Genomic DNA, 16,159 nt, shown 5'->3' with positions numbered 1-16,159 from the left:
GGAGACCAAGCATGACCGATTCGTTATTGAAGAACTCCCCTGACGTCGCCCCGGCGGTGCGCAAGCGCAGCCTGCTGGCGCCCCTGGCCGCCGCCCTGGTGCTGGCCGGCTGCATGACGCAGCCCGTGGCCCCCGCGCCGCATGCGGGCGTGCCCGTGCCCACCCGCTTCACCGCCGGCGGCGACACGCTGCCCACGGCACCCTGGACGGTCGCCGCCCCCGCCGAGGCGCAGCCGCGCGGCGAATGGTGGCTGGGCTTTCAAGACCCGGTGCTGGCCGACCTGGTGCAGCGTGCGGGCACGGCCAACACCAGCATCCAGCAGGCCGCCGCGCGGCTGGCCGAGGCGCGCTCGCTGCTGCGCTCTGCCGACGCCGCCCGCTCGGTGCAGGTGGGCGCCTCGGCCGGCGTGGCGCGCCAGGCAGGCGCTGCCACCACCGGCAGCGCGGCACCCGCCACGCTGGGCACGGCGGGGCTCAACGCCTCCTACGAGCTGGACCTGTTCGGCCGCCTCTCGCAAACCAGCGACGCCGCGCGCCTGGACGCCGACACGCGCGAAGCCTTGCTGCAAAGCACGCGCCTCATGGTGCAGGCCGATGTGGCGCAAACCTATCTGCAACTGCGCGCCGTGCAGGCCGAGCAGGTGCTGGTGCAGGAGAGCCTGGCCGCCTACGAAGGCACGCTGCGCCTCACGCAGCGCCGCCTGCAGGCGGGCGACGTGGCTGAACTGGACGTGGCCCGCGTGCAGACCGAAGTGGCCGCCACGGAGTCCGACGCCCTGGCCCTGCAGCGCCAGCAGGCCCTGCTGACCAACGCCCTGGCCGTTCTGGCGGGCGAGGTGGCCAGCGGCTTTGTGCTGGCCCCCGCCACGGGCGACGCGGCGCTGCCGGTGATCCCGCCCGGCGTGCCCGGCACCGTGCTGGCCCGCCGCCCCGATGTGTCGGCCGCCCAGACCGCCGTGCTGGCCGCGCAGGCCCGCGTGGGCGTGGCGCAGAAGGCGTGGTTCCCTGCCGTCACGCTCACGGGCAACGCGGGGCATGCATCGCCGGAGCTGGGTGATTTGTTCAAGTGGTCCGCCCGCGCCTGGGGTGTGGGTGCGCTGCTGTCGCTGCCGATCTTTGACGGCGGCCAGCGCGATGCGCAGATCGAGGGTGCGAAGACCCGGCTCGAAGCCGCGCTGGCCGACCACCGGGGCCAGGTGCTCAATGCCTTCCGCGACGTGGAGGACCAGTTGACCTCACTGCGCCTGTTGTCCGGCCAGGCCGAGGCCCAGGCGCGAGCGGTGACCGCCGCGCGCCGTGCGACGCAACTGTCGGACGCGCGGTACCGCAACGGCCTGGTGAGCCAGCTCGAACTGCTGGACGCCCGCCGCAGCGAGTTGCGCAACCGCCGCCAGGCATTGCAGGTGCGCACGGCGCAATACGTGGCCACGGTGGGCCTCATCCGGGCGCTGGGGGGTGGCTGGGGTGGGGAGGCAACCGCCCAGGTGGCCGCCGCGTCCGCGCAGTAGGTGCAAGCGGGGGGCGGCGGCGCGCCCTGCGCGTGGCCACCGCACGGGTGGCCCACGGCCGCCAATAGCCAGCTCCGCGGGGCGGGGTTGCACGGCCTTGTCTGCGGGGCGGCGCGCGGGCGCCTATAGTGTCCGGTTTTCCGTCTGGTCCGGCCCGCGCCGGGCCCGAGGTTGTCCGTACCACCGTTTTGTCATCAGGAGCCTTTGCATGAGCTACCCCAGCACCCAACTTTTCATTGCCGGTCAATGGCAGGATGCCGCCGATGGCAAGACCATCGCGGTGTTCAATCCGGCCACCGGCCAGGAAATCGGCCGCGTGGCCCATGCCGGCAAGGCCGACCTGGACCTGGCGCTCGCCGCCGCGCAAAAGGGATTCGAGGCCTGGCGCGACATGCCCGCCGCCGAACGCGCCAAGACCATGCGCCGCGCCGCCGCGCTGATGCGCGAGCGCGCCGAGGCGATTGCGGCCGTCATGGTGCAGGAGCAGGGCAAGCCCCTGGCCGAAGCCAAGGTCGAGACCATGGCCTCGGCCGACATCATCGAATGGTTCGCCGACGAATCCCTGCGCGTGTACGGCCGCATCGTGCCCTCGCGCAACCTCAAGGCCACGCAGATGGTGCTCAAGGACCCGGTGGGCCCCGTGGCGGCTTTCACGCCCTGGAACTTCCCCATCAACCAGGTCGTGCGCAAGCTCGCCGCCGCGCTGGCCGCGGGCTGCTCCATCCTGGTGAAGGCCCCCGAGGAAACCCCCGCCAGCCCGGCCGAGCTGATCCGCGCGTTTGCCGATGCCGGCGTGCCCGCGGGCACCGTGGGCCTGGTGTATGGCGACCCGGCTGAAATCTCCAGCTATCTCATTCCGCACCCGGTCATCCGCAAGGTCACGTTCACGGGCTCCACGCCCGTGGGCAAGCAGCTGGCGGCGCTGGCCGGCAAGCACATGAAGCGCGTGACCATGGAGCTGGGCGGCCATGCCCCCGTGATCGTGGCCGAAGACGCCGACCTGGAGCTGGCCATCAAGATCGGGAGCGGCGCCAAGTTCCGCAACGCGGGCCAGGTCTGCATCTCGCCCACCCGCTACCTGGTGCACGAGAGCATCCGTGCCGAGTTCGTCGCGGCCTTCGCCAAGTACGCCCAGGGCCTGAAAGTGGGCGACGGCCTGGCCGCCGGCACGCAGATGGGCCCGCTGGCCAACCCGCGCCGCATCACCGCCATGGCCGACCTGCTGGCCGACGCGGTGCAGCAGGGCGCCAAGGTGCTGGCCGGTGGCGAGCGCATCGGCACCGAAGGCAACTTCTTCCAGCCCACCGTGCTCAACGACGTGCCGCTGTCCGCCCGCATCGTCAACGAAGAACCCTTCGGCCCCGTGGCGGCCGTGCGCGGCTTCGAGAAGATCGAGGACGCGATCGCCGAGGCCAACCGCCTGCCGTTCGGCCTGGCCGGCTATGCCTTCACCACCTCGCTGAAGAACGCCCACCTGCTGGCGCAGCGGCTGGAAGTGGGCATGCTGTGGATCAACCAGGCTGCTGCTCCTGCCGCAGAGCTGCCGTTCGGCGGCTTGAAGGATTCGGGCTACGGCTCCGAAGGCGGCCCGGAGGCCATCGAGGCACACATGAACACGCGCCTGGTGTCGATCATGAACGTGTGAGACAACGCGAACCCGATAAAAAGGCCCCGGCCGGTGATCACCGGCCGGGGCCTTTTTTGTTTTTTGGGTGGCTTTTCTGCAGCGGGCGGCGGAACGAGAAGACGCCGGCCGGGTCATTCGCCATGTGGTTTTTGTCTGGTGTTGCATTTCAAGCGCTTTATTGCTGAATTTAATATATCAATGGTTATTTATAAGGAATCATGATTTACTGCATTCAATTTCAAATTTACTGATTGCAATTAGTGAAAAAAATCAATGAGGGATATCTGGGGAAAAAACTTTCAGAAGTTGTTTTTCTCCGGGCGCTGTGGGTGGCGGGTTTTTTCTGGATATTGGGGGCGGCTTCTTCGCTGGCGTTCGCCGCGGCGCTGCCGACCCCTGCCCTGGCACGCACGGCGGTACTTTTCATTGAAGATGATGTGGCCCACCACGAAGCGTTGATGGCTGGCGCGGGTTCAGCGGCAGAGGTTGTCGTGCTGGATGCCAGGACTGATGGCTTGCGCCAGATGGCCGACGCGCTGTCGGGCCGCAAGAACATCTCCGCCGTTCATTTGATCTCGCATGGTGCGCAAGGTGCATTGGCCCTGGGCTCGCTGACCCTCGACAGCCAGGCATTGCGGGGGAGGGGCCCGGACCTCGCGCGCATTCGCGAGGCGCTTGGCGACGAGGCCGACCTGCTGCTGTACGGTTGCGAGGTGGGGCGGGGCGCTGAAGGCCAGGCATTCATGGCCCTGCTAGCCGAGGCAACCGGTGCACAGGTTGCCGCGTCCACCAACCTCACGGGTGATGCCGGTCAAGGCGGCGACTGGCTGCTGGAACACCGTACCGGCCCATTGCGCAGCACGGTCCTGGCCTTCCCCTCGTACCGCCATGTCCTGCCCACCGTCGCTGGCACCTTGTCGATCAATCCGACCCTCGCGGATAACACGTTCACGGTCTCCAAGTTCCTCGACAGCAATCTCTCGGCCCAGATCCATTTTCCCAACATCGAATACGAGATCTACTTCGCCAACGTCGGCAATACGCTCAGCGGCAGTGTCACGAACTTCGACCTGACCAGCAGCGGCAGCAACTCCATGCTGATCTTCAGCACGTTGAACCCGGTCGGCGCGCTTGTCATCAAAAGCCAGTTGAACCGTCTGTTCGGCATCACCAGTTTCGTCATCCAGGACGTGCAGGCGCTGGGAGCGACCTATACCGCCACCGGCTACCGCAACGGCGTGGCAACGGGTGCCGGCCATCCCTTTGTTGCCGATGCGGGCGGCTCCAACGTCACCGTCAATCTGCTGGCGGACTTCGGAAATGTCGACGAGGTCCGGATCACCACCACTGGCAGCGCCGGAGCGCCCAACCAGCTGTGGCAGGAAGGTTTCAACAACTTCGTGTTCACCGAGCCCACCGGCAATGCCGACTTGAGTGCCCTGTCGGCGTCGTCCGGCGGCTTTTCATTCTTGGCCGCGACAACCAGCTACGGCTTTACGGTCGCCAACGCAATAACCAGCACGACTGTCACGCCAACGGTCGACACTCCGGGCGCAACCGTCACCGTCAACGGTGTGACCGTTGCCAGCGGCACCGCCTCAGGGGCTATTGCGCTGAACGTCGGCTCCAACACCATCACCACCGTCGTCACGGCTCTCGACGGGAGCACCACTAAGACCTACACCATCACCGTCACGCGCGCGGCACCGCCCTCGAGCAATGCCAACCTGAGCAACCTAGCGCTCTCGGCAGGTACTTTGAACCCCGTGTTCGCCTCGGGCACCACCTCCTACACGGCCAGCGTGCCCTTCACTACAACATCGCTCACTGCCACGCCCACCGTGGCCGATGCCACTGCCAGCGTCACCGTCAACGGTGTCGCTGTCACCAGCGGCAATGCGTCGGGGGCCATTGCGTTGGCAGTGGGCTCCAACACGATTACCACCGTCGTGACCGCCCAGGACGGCACCACGACCAGCACCTACACCACCACCGTCACCCGCGCGGCCGCGTCGGGCAACAACCAACTGGGCGCGCTGTCGCTTTCAAGCGGCGCACTGACCCCCGCGTTTGCCTCGGGCACCACCGGCTACACGGCCAGTGTGGGCAATGCCACCACGTCGTTGACCGCCACCCCCACCGTGGCCGACGCTACCGCCAGCGTCACCGTCAATGGCGTGGCCACCACCAGCGGCAACGCCTCGGGCGCGATTGCGCTGAACGTCGGTAGCAACACCATCACCGTCACCGTCACCGCGCAGAACGGCACGCCGCTGAGCTACACCGTGACCGTGACCCGGGCCGGGTCGTCCAATGCCGACTTGTCTGCGCTGTCGCTGTCCAGCGGCACCTTGGCGCCTGCGTTTGCAGCTGGCACCACCAGCTACACGGCCAGCGTCAGCAACGCCACCACCTCGCTCACGGTGACCCCGACCGTGGCCGCCGGTACCGCTAGCGTCACCGTGAACGGTGTGGCCACTACCAGCGGCAATGCCTCGGGCGCGATTGCGCTGAATGTGGGCAGCAACACCCTGACCACGGTCGTTACGGCCCAGGACGGCACCACGACCAAGACGTATACCGTCACCGTGACCCGTGCCGCGTCGTCCAACGCTGACTTGTCTGCGCTGAGCCTCTCTAGCGGCACTTTGAGCCCGGTGTTCGCATCGGGCACGACGGGCTATGTCGCCTCCATCGCGGCCGGCACCTCCAGCCTTACCGTCACCCCCACCGCGGCCGCTGGCACCTCCAGCATCACCGTCAACGGGGTGGCTGTCACCGGCGGGGCCGCCTCGGGTGCCATCGCGATGAACCCGGGCAGTAACACGGTCACCATCGTCGTCACCGCCCAGAACGGCGCGACCAAAAGCTACACCGTGACCATCACGCGCGCGCTGCCTTCGGGTGACGCTGATCTGTCTGCGCTGTCCTTGTCCAGTGGCACCTTGGCGCCTGCCTTTGCCGCTGGCACCACCAGCTACACGGCCAGCGTCGGCAACGCCACCACCTCCCTCACCGTGACGCCAACCGTGGCCGATGCCACTGCCAGCGTCACAGTGAACGGGGTGGCCACCACCAGCGGCAGTGCCTCGGGCGCGATTGCGCTGGCGGTGGGTGCCAACACCATTACCACCGTCGTGACAGCGCAGGACGGCACCACCACCAAGACCTACACGGTGACGGTGACGCGGGCGGGATCGGGCGACGCCAACCTGTCGGCCCTGGCGTTGCCGGGCGGCAGCATCAGCCCGGCGTTTGCGCCGAGCACCACGGGCTACACGATGTCGATCGCGGCCGCGACCACCAGCATCACCGTCACGCCGACGGTCAATGAACCGAACGCAGCGGTGACGGTCAACGGCGTTGCCGTGGCCAGCGGCAATGCCTCCGGCGCCATCGCCATGAACACCGGTGCGAACACCGTCACGGTCGTGGTCACCGCGCAGAATGGCACCACCAAGACCTACACGGTCACCGTGACGCGTGCGGTCTCGTCGAATAACGACCTGGGCGCATTGTTGTTGTCGAGCGGCACCCTGAGCCCGGTATTCAGCGCGGCCCAGCAGAACTACACCGCTACCGTGCCCGACAGCTCCATCACCGTCACCCCCACCGTGGCCGATGGCAGTGCGAGTGTCATGGTCAACGGCGTTGCCACGCCCAGCGGCAACGCGTCGGCCCCCATTGCGCTGAACGTCGGCAACAACATGGTCACTGTGCAAGTGACCGCCCAGAGCGGCTCCACCAAAAACTACACGGTCACCGTGATGCGTTCGCGCCCCACCACGGCGACGGGCATCAGCCCCACCGGAGGCGGTACGGTGAATGCCAGCCTGTCGGGGCCGGCTGGCTGCGGTTTTGACCAGGCGAATTTCATCCCCCGCACGGGAGGCGCGGGCTCGCCGCCTTCTGGGGGCACGGCCGGGTATGTGTTTCCCCAGGGCTTATTCGATGTGATCGTCGGAGGTTGCACCAACGGTGCCGCAGTGACCATCACGCTGACTTATCCGCAGCCGTTCCCATCCGGCGCCGTGTACATGAAATACGGCCCTACGCCGGGCCAGGGTGCTCCCCACTGGTACCCGTTCCCCGGAGCGACGATCACCGGCAACACAGTCACGCTGGTACTTACGGATGGCGGCTTGGGGGATGATGATCTAGCGCTGAATGGCTCTATCCCGGATCCGGGCGGTGTGGCACTGGCCGCAGTCTCCACGGGGATTCCAACGCTTTCCCAGTGGGGTGTGCTGTTGTTGTCCTTGATGCTGGCTGCAATAGCCGTTCTGTGGACTGGTGCTCCGTCTCGTGAACAACTGGTACTTATCGTGCGTACCAGTGAGGTATCTTTGAAACGGAGATACCGCGATGAGGACAGGCAGACCGAAGACTGAACTGGTGCTGTCGGATGAGGAGCGTTCGCAGCGGCTGTCGCTTGCTCGACGCCGCTCGCTGCCTGCGGTGGTAAGCAATCAAGGGAATTTTTAGAAACTATCAATCACACCTAAATGTGATAGTTATTCCACGTTCATATGATATTTTCTACCAGGGCCTGAGCCAGGGCGGGCGCCGTTGAGTATTTTCCAGTGTCGATGGAAATATAGTTCCCCAATTTTGTAGTTCCATAATCAGAACGGCGGTGCAGCGTTGATTTTCGATCCGAAAGTGCTCCTTGGCCGGCGGCAAAAACCCATCCACCTTCAAGGGTGGAACGCTCTGCTTGCTCGCGGATTTTCGCTACCCACGGCAATAAGGCTTGAAGATGATTGAGAATGGAATTCGATATATCCTCAGCATCTTTGGATGCTAAATGAGGCTCCGGTGGTGAAATGTCAGAGCTGTCTACACGCAAACCATCGGGATACCAGGAGAGGTAAAAATCGCGCCCGTTGTAGTTTTTTATGTCTCCGAATGGTCCGGTGGCGATGACAGCGCAAGGGGCATGAACCGGTTCTGCAGTGTGCAAGAAAAGCGATTGACGGTACCTGTTCGACCAAACTCCTGTCGGCTCTAGCCCCGCAGTTCGATCTATCGCTAAACGACCTTGCCAGAGCGAGTTTATTACGTAGTCGTATGGGCCAAATATGCCTGCGGAAGTCTCTATTTTCCACGTGCCGTTGATTCCAACCTCTGCGGGCCGTGCAGCCATGACACGGGTTCCCATAAATTGTTGAATCAATTTTTCAGCGCCCATCGCAGGTATAAACCGCTCGGCGACCCAATTGGTATCAACGGATCTTTCTGGAACCCGAAAGCCTGCAACAATATCTGGCGACGATGTGAAACCAGCCAGTTCGGAAGAGCTCAGCTGGTGAATCCGACTTTCAGACGCATCTGCTAGATATCGCGCTGCATCTGGGTGAGATCGCACGCGCTCAACGACTTTCTCCATGTACGTCTTCATTTCCGATGCAGAAGTCACGGATTTGCGATGGCAAAAAAACAGGTCGTCTTCGGAGGTAATGGCTGGAGCGAGGGACGTGCCGATCAATTCCTCTATCAATGGCCGAAATCTGAGACCGCCGGGAATCACATGATCCGCCGTGCTTAGCGATGGATCTGCGCTGTAGAGGCACCCCAAGTGGATTTTTCCTTCGTTCCATCGGCTTGCCGCACTGAACGGTTGTTCAGCCATATCGAAGATGGATACTTCGATTCCTTTGCGGGCAAAAAACAGCGCTGCAGAGCAGCCCATGATGCCAGCACCAAGGATGGCAATTCGGGGGGGATTTCGCATATGTCTTAATTCCAGGTCGAGACATATGATCCGGGATCATAGGGTTCGCTGGCCAATACTAAAAGTGAGGAATCCGAAACCAAATAAGTCTGGCGGCACCACACGCCAGCTCCTAAAAGGAGGCCTGGTCCGGCTGGTGTCAGCACAGTATCCACTTCTTCGTGCCCCTTTCTGAGCAAGAGGCCGATCTTTCCATGCAAGCAAATGAGGAGTTGTTCCCCGCTGCGGTGGCCATGCTCCCCCCGAATGGATCCGGTTGGGGCATCTGTCACTGTGAATGCGCGGCGTGGCGTGAAGGGCAGGCTATCAAAATCGAGGGGCAGCAGATTGCCTCGCTCATCAGTGTGAGTGGGAAGGTCAATGAAGCGGACTCGCCCCCCAAACCAACTGGAACAGAGGTTTGGAGCGATGGTGTTCATCACTTTTCCTCTTTTTTGAGATCTGGATTGTTTTGATAGAGCCATCTCGCCAAAGGGCTGGCGAGCGTCATTTTTTGCTCAGTAGTGAGGTTGGAAATCCAAATTTCCCGCATTATCGCGGCATAGACCTCATAGCGTTGGCGTTTGGAGAATTCCCAACTTCTGGATAAGCTACCGGGTTTGTAGTATTTGTAGCATAGAGTTTGAGGGATGCGTGCGAATTCTCCCAGGAGGCTCATGTGGAACAGCCACGGCCAATCTGCGGAAAATTCTCCTGCGCGATGGGTTTTGAGGCCGTTGATTTGCCGCGCTTGATTTAGGCGAAATAGTCCCCGATTGGGTACCCACCATTTATTACTCCCACTCATCATGAGTGCACCCCGTTGGACCGGGTCGCGAACACCCTCAAGCTCCGTGAATATCCAGTGCTCTTGAGTTCCGTTGGTGTTTGTCAAGTGTACGTCCGAATAACTCATGACAACCTCTGGCCGCATGTCCAGCACTTCTGTCAGCAGTTTGATGTATTCGGGTTTTACGATGTCATCGTGAAACGCAAACAGTACATAATCTGCGTCAGTCTGATCAAGTAAAAAGTTGCAGTTGCCCACATAACCTAGTCGATGCGGTTGCAAGATCACCCTGAAGCGCGAGTCTTTCTGACCATGCGCCATGCAGATCTCATAAGTTGAATCACTGCATTCATCTACAGAGACGATAACTTCCAGGTGAGGGTAAGTCTGCGCGGAGAGGCAGTCGAGGGTTGCTTGAATGAATGCCGAAGACTGCCACGCCGGGACAAGCGCGGCCACTTTCGAGGGCTTTGGACTAGGTTGCATGGGCTTGGTAAAGTGAACTCCAATTCTCAGTGTAGTAGAGCCGAATGGGATCGCGGAGGGTTTGCCAGCCTACGTCGTGTTGGCCGCTTGCGTGCATGCCGCAGCACAGTCGGGTGGGCTAGTTCGGGATGCACCGCGACCCGCAAAAGCCTGGATACCTCCCGGAAACCGCTTGCGTCTGTTGCTCGCGGTTTCCCCTTTCTGACCATCAGAACCGGTACGTCGAAGTCAACGTGTACGTCCGTGCCTGCCCGTAGAAGCAATCCCCCCGCGCCAGGCACTGCGTGATGTGCACTTTGTCCGCGAGGTTGACCACGTTGAAGGCCACGCGCCAGTCGCTGGCGTCGTACGCCACCATCGCATCGGCCAGGGTGGCGGCCGGGGTGCTGATGGCGCTGGTGCCGCTCCACTGCGAGCCGGTGTAGCGCACGCCGGCGCCCACGGTCCAGCCGCCGCGGCCCTCGCTGGCGAAGCGGTGGCTCAGCCACGCCGATGCGGTGTGTTTGGGCACACTGGCCACGGGAGTACCCTGGTCGCCGGCGTTGCTGCGGCTGATCTTGGCATCGGTAAACGCGTAGCCCAGGGTGAAGTCCCACTGGCGTGCGAGGCTGGCCTGCACTTCGGCTTCAAAGCCCCGGACCTTGACTTCGCCGATCTGCAGGCTGTTGAGCGGGTTGCCGGGGTCGTTGGTCTTGCGGTTCTTCTCGCGCAGCTGGTAGACCGCCGCGAAGGCGCTGATGCCCTGGCCGGCGGGTTGCCATTTCACGCCGGCCTCCCACTGCTCGCCGCGCTGGGGTTTGAAGGCCGTGCCGTAGGCGTCCACGCCGCCCAGCGGCTGGAACGACTCGGAATAGCCCGCGTAAGGGGCCCAGCCGCCGTCCATCTGGTAGGTGAAGCCCGCACGCTTGGTCCAGGCCTTGTCATCCACCGCGGCCGCGGGGCGGCCCACGGTGTCGGTCTGGGCGCTGTCGTGGCGAAGGCCCAGCGTGGCGGTCCAGCGGTCCCACTTGATCTGGTCCTGCAGGTAAAAGCCCAGCTGCTTTTGCACCACGTTCGGTTGCCGCACCAGCTGCGCTGTGGTGGGTGGCGTGAAGTTACCGTACACCGGGTTGTACACGTCGATGGCCGGTGCCACGGCGCGCCAGGCCTGCTGGCCGGTGTGGTTGCGCTGCACGTCCAGGCCCGCGAGCAGGGTGTGGTCGGCGTTGCCGGTCTTGAGCTTGCCTTCGAGCTGCGTGTCGATCAGCAGCATGCGGCCGGTGTTGATGTTCCACACCGCATCGCGCACCACGGTGCGGGCGTCGCTGTTGAACACGGGGCGCGCGGGGCGGCCCGTGGCGGCGTTGGCGGTGAAGCTGGTGTAAATCGTGCGGTAGTCCACCTCGCTCACTGTGCGGCGCAGGTTCTGGCGCACGGTCCAGTCCGCGTTCAGGCGGTGGCTGAAGAGGTAGCCCCAGGAGTTGTTGGTGGTGTCAAACGCGTCCCAGCCCGGCTCGCCGATGAAGGTGTTGCGCGGGATCTGGCCGTAGCGGCTGGCCAGCTGCGTGCCCTGCCACGGGAAGAAGCCGATGATCGAGCCGCTCTGGTCCTTCTGGTGCAGCGCCTGCAGCGTGAGCGAGGTGTCGGCGTTGGGCTTCCAGGTGAGCGAGGGCGCGAACACCAGGCGGTCGTCGTCCACGTGGTCCACCTGGCTGCCGCTGTCGCGGCCCACGGCCACCAGGCGGTAGAGCCACTGGCCGTCCTGGTCGAGCGCACCGGTCAGGTCGGCGGCGATCTGCTTGCGGGCGTTGTTGCCCAGCTGCAGCTGCAGCTCGCGTTGCGTTTCTGCCTGCGGGCGTTTGCTGGTGAGGTTGAGCACGCCACCCACGCTGCCCTGGCCGTACAGCACCGAGGTCGGCCCGCGCAGAAACTCCACCCGCTCCAGCGTGTAGGGGTCGGGCCGGCTGGTGTTGTAGGTGCCGTAGGTGCGCAGCAGGCCGTCCTGGTACTGCGACACGGTGCCGCCGCGTGCGGCAAAGCTGTCCACGCGGCTGTCGAAGTAGTTCGACACCGCCCCGGCCGTGTATGCCGTGACCTGGCGCAGCGTCTGCACGCCCTGCGCCTCGATCTGGTCGCGGGTGATCACGCTGATGGCCTGCGGGGTTTCGATGAGGGGCGTGTCGGTCTTGGTGGCGCTCAGCGCGCGTTTGGCGACGAAGCCGGTGACCGGGGCTGTGGGGCTTTCCTGTTCGCTGCCCGCGCTCACGGTGACGGGGGCCAGGGCCCTTTCGGCGGTGGGGGCGGCCGTGCCTTCGGCGGTGGCCTGCTGGGCGTGGGCGGCGCCGCACAGCGCGAGCAATGCGGCCTGCGCGATGGCGGTGCGGCAGGCGGTGGTGCCAGGTCTCATGGTGCTGTTTCTCCGATGGTTGAAAACTCTTCAAGCCCGAGGCGCAAGGCTTGCGGGGGCAAGCGCTGGCCTGCGGTCAGGTGATGGGGTGGTGCGGACGGTGTGGCGCGCCCTCAGAACGTGTAGTCCAGCGACACCTGTACCGTGCGCGGCTGGCCGGGCACCACGGTGCCAAAGCCGGCGGCCGTGGCCGTGCCGTCCAGGTAGTAGCGGCGGTTGCCCGCGTTCTTCAGGTTGGCCTGCAGCCGCACGCCGCCCGCGAACTGGTAGCCCACGGCCAGGTCGACCACGGTGAAGCCCGGCAGGCGCCACTTGTTTTCGTTGGCGGTGAACTTGTCGCCCTGGTGCACCAGGCCGCCGCCGACCCACAGGCCGGGCAGTTGCGGCAGGCGGTACTGCGTCCACAGCGATGCGTTGCGGCGCGTGGCCAGCGCGACACGGTTGCCCACGTTGGCACCGGCGGTGGTGTCGGACAGCACCTTGGGGTCGTGGAAGCTCGCATTGGCCGTCACCGTCCAGCCGGGGGTGATGCGGCCTTGCAGCTCCAGCTCGATGCCCTTGATGCGCTGGCGGGCGGTCAGCACCGAGTAGCCCGGGTGCTGCGGGTCGGTGGCGGGCGCGTTGGTCAGCTCCAGCTCGAAGGCCGACACCGTGGTCATCAGGCGCTGGTCCAGCCATTCCTGCTTCCAGCCCACCTCCAGCTGCTTGCCCTCCGACGGCGGCGCGGAGCGGTCGCCCCACAGCAGCGTGCTGGTGTTGGCCTGGAACGAGCGCGCATGGCTCGCGTAGAGCATGCTGCCGGGGCGGGGCTCCCAGCTGATCGCCGCGCTCGGCTGTGTCTTGCTCAGGTCGGTGGCGGGCGTGGAGTACGCGTCCTTGAAGCGGTCGTGGCGCAGGCCCAGCAGCAGGCCGAAGTCGCCCAGCACCATGCGGTCCTGCACGAACACGCCGGTGTTGCGCGCGTCCGAGGACAGCCGGGACACGCCGGTGGACGCTGCGGGTGGCACCAGGCCCGTCACCGGGTTGTAGAGGTCGACGGCACCCAGGTTGCCGGTGGCGCGCGCGCCGTACACGCCCTGGATGGTGCGCCAGTCCACGCCGGCCAGCAGGGTGTGTTGCACCGGGCCGGTCTGCACCTTGGCGCGCAGCTCGGCCAGCGCGGTGTCCGATGTGTATTCCTGCCCGGGTGCCAGCCAGTAGCCGCGCGGGACCCGGCCGTTGGCCGCAGGGCCCATGGGGGAGGGCAGGTTCACGTTGCGGTTCGTCTCGTTGCGCGACAGGTGCACGCGGCCCTGCAGCACATCGGTGAAGCGGTGCTCCAGTTCGGTGGAGTAAAAGCGCATGCGGCCGTCGGTGGTCAGCCACGGCTCGCCGTAGAACGCGCCCACTGGCAGCACGTCGGCACTGCGCGGGTTCTTGGGGTCGGGCACCGCCAGGCCCACGGTGGAGACGCCGTCGATGCCCTGGTATTCGGCCTGCGCGCGCCAGACGGTGTCGGGCGTGATCTGCCACTCCAGGCTGCCGGCGATGCCCTGCTTGCGCGGGGTGTTGCCGTCCACGAAGCTGCCTCCCCGGCTGGCGCCGCCATCGAGCCGGTAGCGCAGCGTGCCGTCGGCGTTGAGCGGGCCGGTGAGGTCGAACTCCGCGTTGCGCCAGCCGTCGCTGCCCACGCCGACCTTCACGTTGCGCAGCGCCTCGGCCTGGGGCCGCTTGCTCACGTAGTTGACGAGGCCGCCGGGCGCGACCTGGCCGAACTCCAGCGCGGCGGGGCCCTTGATGACCTCGACCCGCTCGATGTTGAACAGTGGCGGGTCCAGCAGGTGGACGAACTTGGCGCCGTCGCGCAGGAAGTTGAAGGTGTTGTTGGCCCACAGCCCGCGGATGGAGAACTGCGAGTACGAGCCGTAGTACTCGCTGCGCATCGACACGCCCGAAGCGTTGCGCAGCACGTCGCGCTCGGTCGTGGCCATCTGCTGCTCCAGCAGCGCGTTGTCGATCACGCTGACCGAGCGGGGCGTCTCCAGCACCGACAGGCCCAGGCGCGAGCTGCTCTGGGCGCGCCGTGCGGGTGTCGCTGCCGCGCCGGCGGTCGAATCGACCACATCCACCTGGCGCAACGATGGCGCCGCGGCGGGCGGGTCGGCAGGGTCTGGCGCCGCGCTGGTTTGTGCCAGGGCTGCACTGCACAGGGCCAGCAGGGCGGCGTGGGCCACGGCGGTGCGCAAAAAGTTCGGTTGGATCATGGTGCTATGGTTTTAATAGCTGCTGGCGCTTGTCCATCAAGCGGTAGGCGGCAATTGGATTGGGTCGGATTGGATTGGGTTGGCTGCATGCCTCATCCACGCTCTGGTCCGTTCGGGCCGAGCCTGTCGAAGCCAAGGCGCTTTCTGCGAAGGGCCCTTCGACAGGCTCAGGGCGAACGGTGGATTTGCGGCAAGCACCCACCAGACGCTGGATGCAGAAGCCGCACCCTGCACGACACCGCTGGCGTGAGCGACTGGCTGTTGCCGGTGGTGCGTCGGCCCGCGCTGCAGGGACTGCGCAGAGCGTGGGTCCAGTCGCGGTGGCGCCTTGCGGGCTGCGCCGCGGCGGTCGCTAAGGCTCAGAGCGGATCACAAAACTCAGCGAAACGGTTCTGGCCAGGCGCCACGTCGCAAGCAGTACGCGCAGTACGCGCAGTACGAGCAGTACGACAAGACATGGCAACAACGCCAGAAGCGCTTTGTGAGCCGCTCTCAGTGGGCCTTGGGGGGCGCGGGCAGGGCGGGCGACGCCATGCCGTCGGCCAGCACGAAGGTCAGCGTGGTCACGTAGCTGGCTTCGCCGTATTTCTCGCCCTGGGCTTCGCCGGGGGTCTTGTCGCTGTGCTTGACCTCGGCCACGTACTGGCCCTTCCAAGGGGTGACGAAGGTCACGGTACCGTCTTCAGCCGCCTCGGCCTCGCGCGTCCAGCCCGAGGGGGCTGCCAGCTGCACCTTGGCCTTGGGCAGTGGCGCGCCCTTGTAGACCACCTTGAACTCGCCAGGCTTGCCGGTGGGCACCAAGTCCAGCGGCGCGGTGGGCGCCACGGCTTGCGTCAGGCCCGCCACCCAGCGGGCCGAGGGCTGCCAGTACATCGCGGGCAGGTTGCGCTTGCTGCGGTCGATCAGCGGGTAGGTGGCGGCGGCGAACAGTGTGTCGGGCGTGCCGGCCACGGTGTAGTTGAAGCCGTCCTTGCCCAGCTGGCCGTCCACGCGCTGCTCCGTGGTGCCGGTGCGCTGCTCGAGTGCAGGCACGCCCTTGAATTTGTCCAGCGAGCCTGGCGAGGTCTCGCGCAGGTTCTCGTTGAACTCGCCAAAGTGCAGGCGGGCCTGGCCGCCCGCGTTTTCCAGCCACACCTGGTGGGCGTGGGCGGCGGTGACGGCGGTGAGGGATGCACAGGCGAGCAGGGCGGCAAGCACGGGGGCCTTGTGGCGCAGGGACGAGGACATGGCAGTTTCCTTTCGGTGGTTTCAACAAAAATCGGCAAGCACGCAGCGCTCCGCGCCCCTGGACGAGGGGGCGAAACGCGGCGCGAAAGGGATTGGCTGCCTACGCCCGGTGGTCAGGCGCTGGGTGGCTGTGCGGCGGTGTGCAGGGTGCAGCGTCCGGATGAACGCGCCGCTGGGGC

Annotated in this window: 9 protein-coding genes; 3 read left to right on the top strand and 6 right to left on the bottom strand. The window is 65.3% G+C overall.

Going from position 1 to position 16,159, the window contains the following annotated elements; genetic code table 11:
• Positions 1–11 precede the first annotated feature (11 nt).
• The 3 genes from KW843_RS12240 (at position 12) to KW843_RS12230 (ending at position 7,526) form a co-directional block, all read left to right on the top strand.
• Positions 12–1,508 (top strand): efflux transporter outer membrane subunit, encoded by a 1,497-nt coding sequence (locus KW843_RS12240; RefSeq protein ID WP_218295423.1) that lies wholly within the window; start codon positions 12–14, stop codon positions 1,506–1,508.
• A 208-nt stretch (positions 1,509–1,716) separates the two neighbouring features.
• Complete coding sequence (locus tag KW843_RS12235; RefSeq protein WP_218295422.1) at positions 1,717–3,153, top strand: NAD-dependent succinate-semialdehyde dehydrogenase; 1,437 nt, start codon at positions 1,717–1,719, stop codon at positions 3,151–3,153.
• 242 nt (positions 3,154–3,395) lie between these two features.
• A complete protein-coding gene (locus KW843_RS12230; RefSeq protein ID WP_218295421.1) occupies positions 3,396–7,526 on the top strand; it encodes an IPTL-CTERM sorting domain-containing protein in 4,131 nt (1,376 codons plus the stop codon).
• A 134-nt stretch (positions 7,527–7,660) separates the two neighbouring features.
• Here KW843_RS12230 and KW843_RS12225 read toward each other — a convergent pair whose 3' ends face one another.
• The 6 genes from KW843_RS12225 to KW843_RS12200 form a co-directional block, all read right to left on the bottom strand.
• Positions 7,661–8,869 carry an FAD-dependent oxidoreductase gene (locus KW843_RS12225; RefSeq protein ID WP_218295420.1) on the bottom strand — a complete coding sequence of 403 codons (1,209 nt, stop codon included), beginning with the start codon at positions 8,867–8,869 and terminating at the stop codon, positions 7,661–7,663.
• Positions 8,870–8,874: 5 nt separating this feature from the next.
• Entirely contained in the window at positions 8,875–9,288 is a 414-nt protein-coding gene (locus tag KW843_RS27005; protein ID WP_218295419.1) for an FdtA/QdtA family cupin domain-containing protein, read from the bottom strand.
• On the bottom strand, positions 9,288–10,124 hold the full coding sequence (locus KW843_RS12215) for a glycosyltransferase family 2 protein (RefSeq protein ID WP_218295418.1): 837 nt from the start codon (positions 10,122–10,124) through the stop codon (positions 9,288–9,290). Before KW843_RS12215 ends, KW843_RS27005 begins: the two co-directional genes overlap by 1 nt.
• 208 nt (positions 10,125–10,332) lie before the next feature.
• The gene (locus tag KW843_RS12210) at positions 10,333–12,510 is read right to left on the bottom strand and encodes a TonB-dependent siderophore receptor (protein ID WP_218295417.1); all 2,178 of its coding nucleotides are present in this window, start codon (positions 12,508–12,510) and stop codon (positions 10,333–10,335) included.
• A 113-nt stretch (positions 12,511–12,623) separates the two neighbouring features.
• Complete coding sequence (locus KW843_RS12205; RefSeq protein WP_218295416.1) at positions 12,624–14,753, bottom strand: TonB-dependent siderophore receptor; 2,130 nt, start codon at positions 14,751–14,753, stop codon at positions 12,624–12,626.
• Positions 14,754–15,245: 492 nt separating this feature from the next.
• Positions 15,246–15,980, bottom strand: a complete 735-nt coding sequence (locus KW843_RS12200) for a DUF4198 domain-containing protein (protein WP_218295415.1) — start codon at positions 15,978–15,980, stop codon at positions 15,246–15,248.
• Positions 15,981–16,159 lie beyond the last annotated feature (179 nt).

The organism is Acidovorax sp. sif1233 (genome assembly GCF_019218755.1).
GTDB lineage: Bacteria > Pseudomonadota > Gammaproteobacteria > Burkholderiales > Burkholderiaceae_C > Acidovorax.
The sequence above is the reverse complement of the archived record's forward strand: the minus strand, read 5'-3'. Positions and strand labels throughout refer to the sequence as shown.

Bases quoted from the DNA above. Each gene is read 5' to 3' on its own strand.
- KW843_RS12205 (WP_218295416.1), bottom strand. From the start codon at position 14,753: ATGATCCAACCGAACTTTTTGCGCACCGCCGTGGCCCACGCCGCCCTG.
- KW843_RS12200 (WP_218295415.1), bottom strand. From the start codon at position 15,980: ATGTCCTCGTCCCTGCGCCACAAGGCCCCCGTGCTTGCCGCCCTGCTC.
- KW843_RS27005 (WP_218295419.1), bottom strand. From the start codon at position 9,288: ATGAACACCATCGCTCCAAACCTCTGTTCCAGTTGGTTTGGGGGGCGA.
- KW843_RS12235 (WP_218295422.1), top strand. From the start codon at position 1,717: ATGAGCTACCCCAGCACCCAACTTTTCATTGCCGGTCAATGGCAGGAT.
- KW843_RS12210 (WP_218295417.1), bottom strand. From the start codon at position 12,510: ATGAGACCTGGCACCACCGCCTGCCGCACCGCCATCGCGCAGGCCGCA.
- KW843_RS12240 (WP_218295423.1), top strand. From the start codon at position 12: ATGACCGATTCGTTATTGAAGAACTCCCCTGACGTCGCCCCGGCGGTG.
- KW843_RS12215 (WP_218295418.1), bottom strand. From the start codon at position 10,124: ATGCAACCTAGTCCAAAGCCCTCGAAAGTGGCCGCGCTTGTCCCGGCG.
- KW843_RS12225 (WP_218295420.1), bottom strand. From the start codon at position 8,869: ATGCGAAATCCCCCCCGAATTGCCATCCTTGGTGCTGGCATCATGGGC.